At 60.3% G+C, this 14668-nt stretch carries 8 protein-coding genes; 4 read left to right on the plus strand and 4 right to left on the minus strand.

The features are described from left to right. The first annotated feature begins 90 nt into the window (after positions 1-90). Together Poly24_RS21150 and Poly24_RS21155 are read left to right on the plus strand one after the other, a co-directional pair. Positions 91-3267 carry a PSD1 and planctomycete cytochrome C domain-containing protein gene (locus tag Poly24_RS21150; RefSeq protein WP_197452072.1) on the plus strand — a complete coding sequence of 1059 codons (3177 nt, stop codon included), beginning with the start codon at positions 91-93 and terminating at the stop codon, positions 3265-3267. Positions 3268-3280: 13 nt separating this feature from the next. Next, complete coding sequence (locus Poly24_RS21155) at positions 3281-4723, plus strand: DUF1501 domain-containing protein (protein WP_197452073.1); 1443 nt, start codon at positions 3281-3283, stop codon at positions 4721-4723. 312 nt (positions 4724-5035) lie between these two features. Here Poly24_RS21155 and Poly24_RS27180 read toward each other — a convergent pair whose 3' ends face one another. The 4 genes from Poly24_RS27180 to Poly24_RS21175 form a co-directional block, all read right to left on the minus strand. Then, positions 5036-7150 carry a 3-keto-disaccharide hydrolase gene (locus Poly24_RS27180; protein ID WP_197452074.1) on the minus strand — a complete coding sequence of 705 codons (2115 nt, stop codon included), beginning with the start codon at positions 7148-7150 and terminating at the stop codon, positions 5036-5038. A 470-nt stretch (positions 7151-7620) separates the two neighbouring features. Beyond that, positions 7621-9762 carry an alkaline phosphatase D family protein gene (locus tag Poly24_RS21165; RefSeq protein ID WP_145100305.1) on the minus strand — a complete coding sequence of 714 codons (2142 nt, stop codon included), beginning with the start codon at positions 9760-9762 and terminating at the stop codon, positions 7621-7623. A gap of 52 nt (positions 9763-9814) precedes the next feature. After that, positions 9815-10657: a phosphonoacetaldehyde hydrolase gene (gene phnX / locus Poly24_RS21170; RefSeq protein WP_145100308.1), complete on the minus strand. Its 843-nt coding sequence runs from the start codon at positions 10655-10657 to the stop codon at positions 9815-9817. A gap of 42 nt (positions 10658-10699) precedes the next feature. Further along, positions 10700-11860: a phosphonoacetaldehyde reductase gene (locus Poly24_RS21175; protein ID WP_145100311.1), complete on the minus strand. Its 1161-nt coding sequence runs from the start codon at positions 11858-11860 to the stop codon at positions 10700-10702. 758 nt (positions 11861-12618) lie between these two features. On the opposite strand from Poly24_RS21175, the gene Poly24_RS21180 reads away from it, so the two are divergent. Both Poly24_RS21180 and Poly24_RS21185 read left to right on the plus strand, forming a co-directional pair. Continuing rightward, positions 12619-13194 carry a helix-turn-helix domain-containing protein gene (locus tag Poly24_RS21180; protein WP_145100315.1) on the plus strand — a complete coding sequence of 192 codons (576 nt, stop codon included), beginning with the start codon at positions 12619-12621 and terminating at the stop codon, positions 13192-13194. Positions 13195-13366: 172 nt separating this feature from the next. Then, positions 13367-14620, plus strand: a complete 1254-nt coding sequence (locus tag Poly24_RS21185; RefSeq protein WP_145100318.1) for an outer membrane protein assembly factor BamB family protein — start codon at positions 13367-13369, stop codon at positions 14618-14620. Positions 14621-14668: the final 48 nt, after the last annotated feature.

Genomic DNA, 14668 nt, shown 5'->3' on the forward strand with positions numbered 1-14668 from the left:
GCCTCAGCGAGGATCATAATCAATCGATCTGGTTCTTTTAAGAGCCAGCCCTCCCCCCAAATCCCCCCATTCCCCTTCGGCACAAAAGACATGTTTGCATGTTGGGTTCCGTTTCGCTGTGATCGTGTTGCCGCCGCTTTCCTGATGCTGACGCTGCTGAGTTCCGGCGTGGCGGCGGGTGAAGAGCCATCGTTTTTCGAAACGCAGATCCGGCCGATCCTGCGCGAGTATTGTTTCGATTGCCACGGCGCGACTGAAGAGCTGGAAGGTGGGCTCGATCTGCGGCTGGTTCGGTTCATCAAATCGGGAGGCGATTCGGGAACGGCGCTCGTGCCGGGCGATCCAGAAGAGAGTTTGCTGCTGACGCGCGTTCGCGACGGCGACATGCCACCGGGGGAAGCGCGCGTCTCGGACGACAAAATAGCGATCCTGGAAAAATGGATCGCCAGCGGCGCCGCGACGCTGCGTCCCGAACCGGAACAGATTGGGCCGGGGATTCCGATCACCGAAGAGGAACGCAACTACTGGGCCTACCAACCGATCGCGCCGCCGCAAACGCCGCTTCCCGAAGCGCGAGGGACGATCCGCACGCCGATCGATGCGCTGCTGGCCGCTGCTATGCCCGAAGGCTTAAGCTTTTCGCCCGACGCCGATCGCTTCACCTCGATCCAGCGTCTGTTCAACGACTTGATTGGCCTTCCGCCGACCGCGGAACAAGTCGCCCAATGGATGCAGCATTCCGATCCCGATTGGTACGAACAGCTCGTCGAAGAACTGCTACGTTCGCCGCATTATGGCGAACGCTGGGCCCGGCATTGGTTGGACGCAGCGGGCTATGCCGACAGCGACGGCTACACCGTGGCCGACAGCAGCCGCGATTGGGCGTGGCGGTATCGCGACTACGTGATCCGGTCGTTCAGCGCCGACAAACCGTTTGACCGCTTTATCACCGAACAGATCGCTGGCGATGAACTGGCCGGCCCTGCCGACGGCGATTGGACTGCGGAGCAGATCGAGCTGCTGACCGCAACCGGTTTCCTGCGGATGGCAGCCGATGGAACCGGCAGCGGCGACAACAGCCCCGAAGCTCGCAATAAGACGATCGCTGACACGATGCAGATCGTCTGCAGCACGCTGTTGGGTTCCAGCGTGCACTGCGCCCAGTGCCACGACCACCGTTACGATCCGATCTCGCACGTCGATTATTTTGCAATCCGATCGGTCTTCGAACCGGCCCTGGACTGGAAAGCTTGGAAAGCTCCGGCCGGCCGTTTGGTCTCGCTTTACACCGCCGCCGATCGGGCTGCCGCAGCGACGATTGAAGAGGAGGTGAAGCTGGTCGCGAAGGAGCGAGCGGAGAAACAGACCGCGTTTATTCAGGAGGTCTTCGAAGAAGAGCTCCTGAAATTCGAAGAGCCCCAGCGTTCACAGCTTCGCGAGGCCTACAACACGGCCAAGGACAAACGAACCGAAGAGCAGAATAAGCTGCTGGCAGCCAACCCCGCCGTCAACATCACCGCGGGCGTGCTGTACCAGTACCGTCCCAAAGCGGCCGAAGAGCTGAAGGAATTCGACAAACGGATCGCCGAGATGCGAGCGAAGAAGCCGGTCGAAGAGTTCATCCACGCGTTGGTCGAAGCTCCCAACCACGCGCCGGTCACCCAGTTGTTTCACCGCGGCGACTTCAACCAACCGAAGCAGGAAGTCTTGCCGGCGGGGCTGACCGTCGTCGCTCCCGAAGGCGCTGTGGCCCAGTTCCCCAGCAACGATCCCGAACTGCCAACGACCGGCCGACGGCTAGCCTTTGCCCGCTGGTTGACCGATGCGAATAGCAATCCGCTGACACCGCGAGCGATCGTGAATCGGATTTGGATGCATCACTTCGGTCGCGGTATCGTGTCGACGCCGGGGGACTTTGGTCGCTTGGGTGGAGAACCGACGCATCCGGAATTGCTCGATTGGTTGGCAAACGATTTTGTCGAACATGGCTGGAGTCTGAAGCACCTGCATCGTCAGATCCTGAAGTCGACAGCATGGCGTCAGGCGTCGTATCGCGAACCGACGCGTCAGGCGATCGATGGCGATAACCATTATTATTGGCGAAAGTCGCTGCAACGCGTCGACGCGGAGATCCTTCGCGATTCGATCCTGTCGGTCTCCGGCAATCTGGACGTCGATCGGTTTGGGCCTCCCGTCGATATCGCCGAAGATGAAACCGGGCAGGTTCGCGTCGATGCCAAGCGACCGCGGCGCAGCATCTACGTCCGGGCGCGACGCAGCCAACCGGTCGGCATGTTGCAGACCTTCGACGCTCCGGTGATGAGCGTCAACTGCGACGTCCGCTCGGTCTCGACCGTCGCTCCCCAGTCGCTGATGATGCTCAACGGCGACTTCATCCTCGAACAAGCCGCGTTGGTCGCCGAGCGCGCCGTCGCCGCCGAACAAACCAACCGGACCGCGGCAGCGGAATCCGCCACCGCGGCCAGCGAAGCGGACGACCGTTCGTGGATGCCGGCGATCCCCAAACCGATCTGGACGTACGGCACGGGAGAAGTCGACGAAGCGACTGGCATGCTGGCCCGTTTCGAAGCGCTGCCGAACTTCACGGGGACGCATTGGCAGGGAGGCCCCAAAGTGCCAGCCCCTGGTTTCGGTTGGGTCTTTCTGACTAAAACCGGCGGCCATCCCGGCAATCCAAAACATCCCGCCATCCGGCGTTGGACCGCTCCGACCGACGGCCAGTTGAGCATTTCCGGTTCGCTGCAACACGGCAGTGAAAACGGCGATGGCGTTCGCGGCCGGATCCTTTCGGCTGGCGGCCTGCGAGGCAGCTGGAACGCGCTTCACAATTCAACCGCTACCGACGTCGCGCCCTTTGCTGTCGCCAGCGGCGAAACGATCGACATCGTCACCGATTGCTTGGCCAACGAAAACGCCGACTCCTTCAGCTGGCAAGTGAAGCTCGACTTCACGCCCACCGGCGGCAAACCTCATCTTTACGATTCGGTCGCCGATTTCCGCGGGCCCTCCCAACCGGAGGACCTCGCGCCGCTGCCGGATCAGATCGCAGCCGCTTGGCAAATCGTGTTGTCGCGTTCGCCAACCGATTCCGAGATGCAAACCGCGTTGCAGTTTGCCAACCGCCAACTGACGCAGCTGTTCGCCGACCCTCAAGGCACACCGCAAGATCAAACACCGGGACGCCAGGTGTTAATCAACATCTGCCAGATGCTGATCAATTCCAACGAATTCCTGTACATCGAATAATCGCGAGCTTCGCATGAACATGCTTCCCAACACACGACGGCAATTTTTGCAGAGCACCGGCATGGGCGTCGGTTCGCTGGCGCTGCAGTGGATGCTGGCTCAGGAGACTGCCACAGCCAAGCCTCCGGTGCTGAAGCTGACGCCGCACAACGATCTGCAGCCGCGGCAGACACACTTCCAGCCGCGGGCTCGGGCGATGATCTCGCTGTTCCAACACGGCGGCCCGTCGCACATGGATCTGACCGATCCCAAGCCGGAGCTGACGAAATACGACGGCACCGAATACTCGGGCGACATCCATTTTTCGTTTGTCAACGACGCCAGTAAAAAGCTGCTCGGCACTCCGTTCAAGTTTGCGGCGCACGGCGAATGTGGGATGGAGCTGTCCGAACTGCTGCCGCACACCGCGGGCGTGGCCGATGAACTGTGCTTGATCCGCAGCATGCATACCGGTGCCAATGGGCACGAGGTTTCGATCCGCTACTTCCACGGCGGCATCCCCGCGGTATTGGGGCGGCCGACGTTTGGTTCGTGGCTGACCTACGCCTTGGGCTCCGAAACGCAAGACCTTCCCGCGTTCATGGTCCTTGCCGATCCTGGCGGCCATCCCGTCGATGGGGCAACGAACTGGAGCAACGGATTTATGCCGTCGATGTTCCAGGGAACGGTCCTGCGGCCGAAGGAGCCACGGATCCTGAACCTGCAGCCGCCGTCGCATCTGGCGGGAGACTACCAGCGTCAGAACCTCGACTTCTTGCAGGAACTGAATCGCCAGCATCTGGACTCGCATCCGGGCGAATCGGATCTCGAAGCCCGGATCGCCAGCTACGAACTCGCAGCCCGAATGCAAACCGCCGCGACCGAAGCGTTGGACATCTCGCAAGAGACCGCCGCGACGCACACAATGTACGGCTTGGACAATCCCAAGACGCGCGAATACGGCACGCGGTGTTTGTTGGCTCGGCGGCTTGTTGAACGAGGCGTCCGGTTTGTGCAGCTGTTCCACAGCGGCCAGCCTTGGGACAATCACAGCAACCTCAAGGGAGGCCTGACATCGATCTGCGAAAAGACCGATCAACCGACCGCCGCACTGGTCGCCGACCTTCGCCAACGCGGAATGCTCGACAGCACTCTGGTCCACTGGGGAGGCGAGATCGGTCGGCTGCCCGTGACGCAGGGGCAAGGGGCCGCCGATAAGGCGGGCCGCGATCACAACGGCCAGGGCTTCAGCATCTGGATGGCCGGTGGCGGTGTCCGCGGCGGGATGACGTTTGGCAAGACCGATGAGTTTGGCCACCGCGCCGTCGAAAACGTCGTCACCCCCAACGACTTCCAAGCGACCGTGATGCATCTGTTTGGGCTCGATCACGAACAAGTCGTCTTCCCCCACCGCAACCAACAACAGATCGTCACCGCTCATCGGCCAGCCCGAGTCGTCAAAGAAGTGATCGCATAACAACGCTGCAAGCGTTTTAGACAGTAGTAGGCAGCACAACGTCGCAGGCGCCGCAAACGGCAGCCGGTGGCACAACGCCGTTGGCGTATGGAATCGCGTGCGTGATCGCCTGGACCTTGCGGCCTAACGGTGCAGCTCGATTCGCGGGCCTGCTGGCGACGCGTTTAAACGAATCTCAAGGTGCGCACGAAAAAACGACGCGTTGCGGATCGCAGCGCGTCGTTTCGAATTCTCGTCCGTTGACGTTTACCGCTCGGCCAGCCGCCGCTTAGGCTGCGACCGGTCCGGCGGAATGAACGACCAACGTTTTGACTATTGCTTCAGCTCGTCGTTGGGAGCTTTGCCCAGTGGCCACAGTTCGTAGCGGCGGACAAACATCTCGGCCAACTCGGTTTGCAACAGCAGCTTGCCGAAGCTTGGCGAAGCGTCGAAGGCTTCGTTGATAACCACGCCGTTGACTTTGTAGATCAAGTGATCTCCGTCGGCGATGACTTCCATCCGTGTCCATTCACCGAAGGGACTTTCGACATCGTCTTTGCCGCGGAAGTCGATCTTGTCGGCCCAATCGACATCACGTTTGAGCCAGTTGACGCGGCCGCGGGAAAGCGAAGTCATCTCGCCCCCCTTCTTCCAGATCTTCTCGCCGTCGCGATCCTTGGTGATCTCTGCGCTCAACGAAGTCGGCAGGACCTGTCCGGTCTCGGGATCGGTTCCCGTGAGAACCAAGATATCGCCGACGCCCCCTTCGATGATCTGAGCTTCGATCGATGCCATCCAGGTTTTGGCATAGCCGCCATCGGGACCCCAGCAGTGCAGCAGAACGCCGCCGTCGCGCGCCCGATCCTCACGAGTGCTCCAGGTTCGCTCGCCCCACTTGAATTCGATGATCAGGTGGTAATCGCGATACATCTGGTTGGTGATCAGTCCACCCCAGCCATCGCCGGTAATGTGGATCATGCCATCCTTGACGGTGAAGATCTTGCGAGGATCGGCGTAGGCGGTGTCGCGGATCCAGGTGTAAAAGCCTTCCAGGTTGCGGCCGTTGAACAGTTTGATCGGGCCATCGGTTGGGCTGATCGCAACATCGCGGCTCGGCGGCGTCGCGGGCTCGCCTGGCAGTTCGCGGATCTGCAAGTTGCGAATCGCAACCGGATCGTTGTGGCCACACAGACCAAAATGGCCGCTCTTGCGCTTGGCTCCCGGAGGCACTGCGCCATCTTTCGATTCTTTGATCGTCGACAGGTCGGTTTCCAGGATCGTCGTTCCGTTGAGTTCGACTTTAACATTCGAACCAACCATCGTCACTTTTTGAAAGTTCCATTCGCCGGTTGGACGCAGATAACCGCGGTGTGCGGCGGCCAGACCGTAGACCGAACCATGGTATTGTCGCGGATCGAGCTTGGCGTATTTAGGATCTTCATTATCGAGGATCTGCAGTTCCAAGCCGTCCAAGTGCGGCGCCCCGCTGCCGGGATAACGCAAGGTCAGGCCATGGTTTCCGCCCGGTGGCAGTTTGAATTCGAATTGGGCGACGAAATCGGAGTACTCTTTTTCGGTGAAGATCGTTCCCGCTTTGCCCGGCTTGCAGACGATCGCGCCGTCGACAACTTCGTGCTCATCCAACGCACCTTTCCATCCGGTCAGGTCTTTGCCATTAAAGATCGGCGTGAAAAAGTCGGATGGCTCGCGAGCTGCCAAGATCTCGTTAGCTTCTTCGGTGGGGATCTCGCGGATCGAGATGTCGCGGAAGTAGAGCGTGTTGCCATGGTTCTGCAATTCGATCTGGCCGCGAGGGTAGATCGGCAGGCCGCGGTCCCAGATGTTTTCCATCACGACGTCGTCGAAAACCAGCGTGCCGTTCAGCTTGACGGTCACGCGTTCGCCAACCATGCGGATGTAGAACTTGTTCCATTGGCCAACCGGCTTGTCCGCTTTGGCTAGCGGGAAGCGTGGGTTCTTTTGGTTGTTCCACAACGCACCCGAACCGTTTTCGGCACCGTGGCGGAAATAGTTCTCAAACTCGGTGTCCCAGATCTGGATCTGGGGGCTGCCACGCAGATAGATCCCGCTGTCGCCTCCCTCCAAAATTTTCCAGTCGACGTACATTTCGAAATCGCCGTAGTCCTTGTCGGTGCAAAGGCTCTTCCCCTTGCCGTCGAACTTCAGCGTGCCATCTTCGACCGACCAGTGGTCGCGCATCACCTGGTCGGCTTCCTTTTGAGCGGCGGCCAGCTCGTCGGCACTCATCGCCGCCCGCGTCTTGGGGTTTCCAACCAAACCCTTCCAGCCCGACAGATCGGTGCCGTTGAACAGAGGCGTAAAGCCTTCGGGAGCCGCCGCGTTGGCGGTCGATTGGGCTGACTGGATTCCAATTGTCAGCGACAGCATGACAAGGGTTGCGAAGGCCATCGGACCTATTCGTCTCATCGTTTCTTTCTCCAAAGGATGTGCAAGCCGGCGCAACTCGCTTCGATATTTCAAGGCAACCGACGACCGCATGCAAAGGCGGATGGGATGCGGTCGCTGTTAGAAAACGCGTACGGGCGAGAGGCTAAGCGAGAGGCGGGAATTCGATCCTGGGCGAAAGCCGCAGAACCATCACGAGGGGTAGGCAAAGAAGTGGAAGGCAAGCGGTTTTTCATGGGCGATCTCGATCGAAATCTGAAGCCTTGCAAGGGCGTTTTCCATTGGGTCAAACCACATGCCATTCGCTGAACGTCTGCGTCGTCGGATCGGACCAAGAGATCCTGGCGTTTCCATTCCTTCAAACCACATGCTATTTGCTGTCTGACATCCTGGCAAGCGCCGCGTTCGGATTCCACCCAAATGGCCTTCCCTTCCACCCTGGGGAATCTGTGCCGTGGCGCGGCAACCTGCTGCGTTTTCCGCAACGCCTGCTATTGGCCGATCTTGGCGGGTTTGCCGTTCCCGTACAGCGATTGCAGTTCCGCCGCTGAGAGAACCCGTTGCCAGATCGCCACCTCGTCGATCGCGCCATCGAAATTGCGGCCCACGCCCGCGCGATGCCCGCCGAGGATCAAGCCGCCGAATTCGGCAGCCGGTCCGGGGATGGGGAGCGGTTGATCGATCACCTTTTGGCCGTTGACGAACATCTGCATCCGTTGGGCATCAAACGTCAAAGCGACATGATTCCATTGGCCTTTCAGTTGGTCGCGGTCGAGCATCGCGTTAAACGGCCCTTGAGCGATCGCTTGCGGAGCGGCTTCGGGGTTCGCTGCCGGCTGCAACGTCACAGTGTGGATTTGCAAGTTGACCTGATCGGGCTTCTCGCCAGTCCGCAAACCGAGCGACAAGTGCCAGGCGCGCTGGCCGTCGGGAGACCCTTCGGCGGTGCTCTCCAACAGAAACTGACGCTCCGAAGAACCGTGAGCCGGCAGGCTGTCGGATCGGAACCAAGCCGAGACGGTGTGAGCGGTGGAGGTCTCGTCGAGGAAGCTGCGAGAGACGTTGAGGAACTGTTGCTGCGAACGCTTCAGTTGAACCGCACCGCCGCGGATTCCAGCATCCGCGACGACGGCAGCTCCGTTTTTCGCCGACGCATCGATTCGATCCCCCAAGACCGACGCATTGGCGAGGTCGTCGTCGAAGCTCCAATACGCTCGCAGTTCACGCGACAGCGAATCCGTGTCGGCATTAACTTTGGTTGGGATTGGCGTTGCCGATTCGAGATCGATGACAACCTCGCGGTTCACGATTCCGTCGGGCTGGCGAAACTGAGCTACCAGCTTGCGATCGGCTCCCTTTCCCAAAGCGGTCAGAGTCAGGAACTGCCAGCCTTCGACAAGCGACCATTCCAGCGACGGGTGATAGACATCCAGTTCCGTGATCACGCGGGTGTGCCCAGGTGAGATCACAAAGTCGTGCAGGTCGTAACCGACGCGTTGCGGATGCCGTAGATGTCGCGCGACGTGAATGTCCCCTCCCAACAACACGACGCCCCCAATCTTCTGCTGTTTGACAAAATCCAACAGCGCGTCGCGTTCGTACCAATAGGTGAACATGTCGTCGGTTTCGCGGTTCTTCTTGTCCTGCCAGATCGCTCCCATCGCCAGCACCTTGAACGGCGCCTTCGATTGCCGCAGGCCTTCCAACAGCCATTCCCACTGCTGTTTGCCAAAACAAGTCGGTTGGCTCGGATCGACTGGCGACGGTTCGGTCTGCGAAAAATAACGCGGGTCCAAGAAGAAGACCTCGATCATTCCGAGGTCGACCTTGTGATAAACCCCTTCGCTGCCGTTGCCGTATTGCGAGTGAGCACGGTATTCGACAAAGCCGCGGCGCGTGGCCGGCTTTCCCGTTTGCATGTTCAATCCGTTTCCGTTGTTCTTGCCAAAGTCGTGATCGTCCCAAGTGCCGACGACCGGGGTCGTTCGAGCAAGCGCGCCCAGATCTTCCATCTGCATGAACTTGCGATGTCGGTCGCGGACGACCTTGAGATCGGCGGTATCGATGTAGGGCGTGTCGCCCATCAGGCAGAGCGTATCGATCCCCAGTTTCCGCATGTCGGCCCACATCCCGTTGGGTTCGATATCGACGCACGAGACAAATCCGACACTCACGCGGTTGTCGTCGCGTGCCGGCGTGGCGGTCGTGAACGCATGTTTTGCGTCGGCCTCCACCAACGCGATTGGTTTCGCCTGGCGATTCGACTTTTCCGTCAGCTCTTCAATCTTATAGCGATACGTTGTACCGGGCTGCAGTCCCGCCACGGCAAACTTGGCGACGTAGTCGTTCGCCTGTTCGCTGCTCGCATCGACCGTCTTGATCACGTCGCCCGTTTCGGAAAGGAGCGTCAGCCGCATCTGCTTTTCCGCTGCCGCGGGGCGATACAAAAGATGAGCCGTCGTCGCTTCCACCGCACCGACGACAGGCCCCACGACATCGTTGGCACTGGCTGGCAGTTGGATTGCGACGATCAGAACGCACCACAGCGCGATCCGCCAACTTCTCGCAAACCCAAAACGCGTAAAGCTGTTGGTTGGCGTAGCAACGGGTGCGGGACGATTGGGAGCAGACATCGGGCGGGCTCTCGTGTGATTGAAGGGGTTGGATGGGACCGGCGTGTGACGATCAGAGCGTGGCAGCGACGGGATCGATGACTTGCGGATACTCCAACGAGCGCTCGTTGATCGTATCGATCAACGCGGGCAGGTCGGCGATCGAATCGATCACCGCATGGCTACCGGCAGCTCGAAACGCCGCGGCGGTTTGGGCCAGCCGGTCCTGGCGTTGCTCTTCGGTCAGTGCTGCAAATTGCTCGACCGATAGACCGGTCAGACTGCTGCTGTCGCAGACTCCGATCGACCAGCAACCGGCGGACAGGCCGGACTGAATGTCGGCGACCGTATCGCCCACTTTGACAACGGCGGATGGCGGATAGACGCCCAAGCGTTCCATCGCGCGATAGATCATCCAAGGAGCGGGGCGGCCCTGGGGAACGTCATCGGCGCAGATGTTGGTGTCGGGGACAAAACCAGCCGCCGCGGCGCGATCGGCGACCGCTTCGGCCGCCGCGCGGAAGTAGCCTGTCGTTCCCGCGATCTGCAGGTTGCGGTCGCGCAATTGTTGCACCGTCTCGGTCAGCTGAGGCACTAATTGGGCGAACTGCTCGATCGCCTTCAATTGCAACGGCACAAACTCGTGATACATCGCATCGATATCGTCGTCGGTCCAATCCCTTTGATAGACATCTCGCCATCGCTGGGCGATCTCCGGCTGACGCAGCATCGCGATCAGATGCTCCCGTTTATTCAGCCCCATCGGAGCGCGCGATTCATCGCCGCTGACTTCGATTCCGCGGGCGGCGAAGACGCTGGTGAAGGCGGCCGCAGGGGCTTGGGAGCCGAAGTCGATGGTGGTGCCGGCCCAGTCGAAGACGACCAGGCGAATCGGATTTGCCGTTTCGTTGTTCATGAGAGTTCCGTTGCGGATGAGGGTTGGAGGTTGCAGAGTTTTTTAGGCTTCGTTTTCCGCGAGGTTGCCTTTGAGCAACTGCAGCAAGGTTTCGGGGCTTGCGCTGCGCGGATTATTGGACAGCCGTTGCGTATTGACGCTGTCGACGATCTGTCGCAGCGCTTGGTCGTCGCAGATGCCAGCTTCGGCAAGGGACGAAGGGCAGCCGAGTTCCGCAAAAAAAGCTTCGATTCGCTGGCAAGCGTCGGCGACATCGGCAGCTTCCAGCAGTTCGACGATGATCGCGATTCGTCGTCGGACCGCTTCGGCACCACGCGGGTCGGTGCAATCGGAATCGGAGACCTGAGCGTTATAGGCCAGCATTGGGCTGAGCGTCATCGCGACGGCGATCCCATGCGGAATTTCGTGCAGCGAGGTCAACGGATACGAAAGGGCGTGCGAAGCAGTCGTCTTGCTGATGTTGATCGCGCGTCCCGCCAGATGCGCGGCGCGACACATCCCCAATCGATCTGCCGGCGTCGGATCGTGTGTCGCGGCGACAAGGTGTTGCAACGCGAAGCGCCCAGCGGCAACGGCGTAACCAATCGATTCGTCGGTCGACCCCACCGCCCAGATCGATTCGATCGCTTGGCAAAACGCATCCAGCCCCGTCGCTGCGGTAATTGTCGCCGGCAGGCTGTAGGTCAGCTGAGCATCGACGATCGTGTAGCGCGGCAGCAGCGAATCATCCGCGATCGAATATTTATCGTGCCCGACGTAGGCGACCGCAAAATGAGTCGCTTCGCTGCCGGTCCCCGAGGTGGTCGGAATGGCCAGCAGCGGCGTCCCGGCACGTCCGATCGACGCCTGCCCGGTCACGATCTCGCGAGGTGACGCGTCTTGATGGGAAAGCGAACTGATCAATTTCCCCAGATCGATCGCCGTTCCCCCTCCCAACGCGATCACCAAATCGGGAGCGAACGCTCGCGCCTGATCGACGCCGCGTTGGACGTCGGCAAGTTTTGGATTCAACTCAAAATCGCAAAACCAAGAAACGTCGAGCGTCTCCAGAATCGGCTGCAACACCGCCGCGGCGCCACTCGCATCATAGGCCGCCCGATCGACAACCATCATGATCCGTTGGGCAGCCAGGCGGTGGACGATCTGAGCCACTTGGGCGAGATCCCCCGGATTCAAAAAAACAGAATCGTTCTGAATAGTCATCGGTGTTCCAACGGGTAGCTTGCGGGCCGTGAATCTTTCACGGGTGGGTTGTCGCGGGAAAGCGTTCGTTCGCTCGACTGCGCCGGTGGCAACGCGTTGCTGAACCATCACTCGGCTCGACGCAATCAAGGGCTTCGTTGTGATGCACCAAGCGGCAATCAAACGCTTTCCGTTTTGCCACGATGCACAAAACGTGACTCTCAGTCAACTACGTGAGAGCCCGGTCGTTCACATCTTCCGCCATCCGTTGCCCCCTCAACGGACGCGACATCGCCCCGGAGGCGAGTTTCCTCCTCCGCGATTCAAGGGGACGGGGCTCCGCCCTCGTGGCAAGGCAGGGATGCAACTTGCCTGATCCAACCGTCCAATTTCCTGGCTCAATGCGATCGGGCGCGGCGTGAACAAACCGGACACAAACGTCGCACTGGGGCGTGTCGTTAGGTTGTAACGTGCTCTTCCGCAGCCCGCTCTTCTGGTTGATGAAGATTGCAAGAATTCTGGGATGAGGCGGTGTGAGGCGACTCGGCTGTTGAACGATCGATGGCGACTCGGCGTTTGGAAATCACACCCGGGAACGTGGAGCTTCAGAGAACCAATTCGTTGTGTTTTGAAAGGGATTCCCCCAGCCCACGCAATATCCGCTTGCGCGAATGAAAGTTTGGGTGCGGTGTCGGGAACGATCGGTGACGGAGAGTCGAGTTGCTGCGCGGTGGTTGCCGACCGTAGTCATTGCGGTGGGATTCGCGTATCATCCCGCCATGAATCTTGTCGAACTCGCCCAACGAATCCGCGCCTTCCGTCTCGACCGTCGGCTGACGCTCGACGAAGTCGCGTCGCGCGCCGGCTTGACGCCTGGCTGGCTTTCCAAAGTCGAGAATTTTCGGATCACACCGTCGCTGCCAGCTTTGGCGAAGATCGCCGAAGCGCTAGGGGTATCGACGGCGGACCTGGTCGCCGGTCTGGACAACAAACCGGCGTTGGTAGTCGTCCGCGCCAACGAACGCAAGGTGGTCGAACGCGACCGCAGTCGCGAGAACACCACGGTCTACGAAGCCTTGGCTCACAAGCGGCCCAACCGGGCGATGGATCCTTTTCTGCTGACGATCCCGCCAGGCGTGGCTCGCGAACAACCATTGGCCCATGAAGGGGAAGAGTTCCTGATGGTTCAGCAGGGGACGATCGAGTTCGAATTCGACGACCAGAGCGAATTGCTTCGCCAGGGGGATGCGATCTACTTCGACAGCAGCGTTCCGCATCGGATCATCAATTCCTACAAGCGGCCCGCTGTCGTGTTGTGCGTCTTCCACGGCCCATCGGGCACCGCGGCGACCTAATGGCTCGCAGCGAGTGGTGCGTTCAAAACAGAAGCTTCCGGTACAGTGGTGCCTCTGCCGACGCAAGCCGTCCGCAGCGGCAGGCAAAATGGAGCGACCCTATCCTGAAATGTTGGGGTTATAATCCAATTCGCAAATCAACCTATCGATTCTTCCCTTTCAGGATACGTTCATGCGTTTGATGCTCCTCGCCACGGCCATCAGCTTCTCTTTTGCCATCTCCACCTCCCAGGCAGACAACTGGGGACATTGGCGCGGCCCTGGCGGCAACGGTGCAGCGGCCAACGCATCGCCGCCGACGCAGTGGAGCGACACGGAGAACGTGAAATGGAAAGTTGCGATCCCGGGCAAAGGCTCCGGATCGCCTGTCGTTTGGGAGAACCAAGTCTTTGTCGTCACGGCCGCCCCCGCAGCGAACGCTCCTGCCGAGACGCTCGACTTTCTGTTGATGTGTTTTGATCGGGCCACTGGCAAACTTTTGTGGCAACAGACAGCGGCCACCGCCCGTCCGCACCAAGGAACGCACGCGACCAACGGCTTCGCATCGGCATCCCCCTGCACCGACGGGCAACATGTCTACGCCCACTTCGGATCGCGCGGACTTTATTGCTACACCCTGGACGGCCAACTGGTCTGGAAACGGGACGACTTTGGCAAGATGAACACCCGCAACGGCTTTGGCGAAGGGAGCTCTCCGGTACTGGCGGGGAACAAAATCATCGTCCCCTGGGATCACGAAGGCCCTTCGGCGCTGATGGCGTTGGACAAGTTGACCGGGAAGACGATCTGGAAAGTTGCACGCGAGGAACCTACCGGCTGGGCGACTCCGTTGGTCGTTCAACACGACGGTCAGATGCAAGTGGTCATGAACGGCGACGGATATGCCCGCAGCTACGATCTGGAGACGGGGGAGGAGTTGTGGCGATGCGGCGGTCAAACGATGCGTCCCGGCGCGTCGGCGGTCGCGGGGGACGGGATGGTCTACGTCGCAAGCGGCTTTCGCGGTGCGTATCTCGGCGCCTTCACCCCCGACGGTAAAGGGGATATCGAAGGGACAGGAAAGGTTGTCTGGTCGCTCGGCCGCGACACGCCCGATATCGCCTCACCGCTGCTCACTTCGGGGCGGCTGTACTTCTACAAAGGGAGGTCGGGGTTGTTGACCTGCCTGGATGCCAAGACCGGGCAGCCGCACTTCGCCGCTTCGCGTGTCAACGGTATCAACAGCACCTACGCCTCCCCCGTCGCCGCCGGCGGGTACATCTTCCTGAGCGGTCGCAGCGGCAGGATTGTGGTGATCAAGGATTCGCCGGAACTGGAGATCGTGGCGACCAACGCGATGAACGAAACCGTCGACGCGACTCCCGCGCCGGTCGACAACGAACTGTTCATCCGAGGCGAGCGACATCTGTTCTGCATCGCCGATTGATCGACAGACCGCGACAGCACTTGCCCCGCGCGAGCGGAGTCTCCGCCG

The sequence above is a fragment of the Rosistilla carotiformis genome (genome assembly GCF_007753095.1).
Taxonomy (GTDB): domain Bacteria; phylum Planctomycetota; class Planctomycetia; order Pirellulales; family Pirellulaceae; genus Rosistilla; species Rosistilla carotiformis.

What these genes read in the sequence shown, in the direction of transcription:
- Poly24_RS21150 (WP_197452072.1), top strand. Translation starts at nt 91, where the DNA reads ATGTTTGCATGTTGGGTTCCGTTTCGCTGTGATCGTGTTGCCGCCGCT.
- Poly24_RS21155 (WP_197452073.1), top strand. Translation starts at nt 3,281, where the DNA reads ATGAACATGCTTCCCAACACACGACGGCAATTTTTGCAGAGCACCGGC.
- Poly24_RS27180 (WP_197452074.1), bottom strand. Translation starts at nt 7,150, where the DNA reads ATGAGACGAATAGGTCCGATGGCCTTCGCAACCCTTGTCATGCTGTCG.
- Poly24_RS21165 (WP_145100305.1), bottom strand. Translation starts at nt 9,762, where the DNA reads ATGTCTGCTCCCAATCGTCCCGCACCCGTTGCTACGCCAACCAACAGC.
- phnX (WP_145100308.1), bottom strand. Translation starts at nt 10,657, where the DNA reads ATGAACAACGAAACGGCAAATCCGATTCGCCTGGTCGTCTTCGACTGG.
- Poly24_RS21175 (WP_145100311.1), bottom strand. Translation starts at nt 11,860, where the DNA reads ATGACTATTCAGAACGATTCTGTTTTTTTGAATCCGGGGGATCTCGCC.
- Poly24_RS21180 (WP_145100315.1), top strand. Translation starts at nt 12,619, where the DNA reads ATGAATCTTGTCGAACTCGCCCAACGAATCCGCGCCTTCCGTCTCGAC.
- Poly24_RS21185 (WP_145100318.1), top strand. Translation starts at nt 13,367, where the DNA reads ATGCGTTTGATGCTCCTCGCCACGGCCATCAGCTTCTCTTTTGCCATC.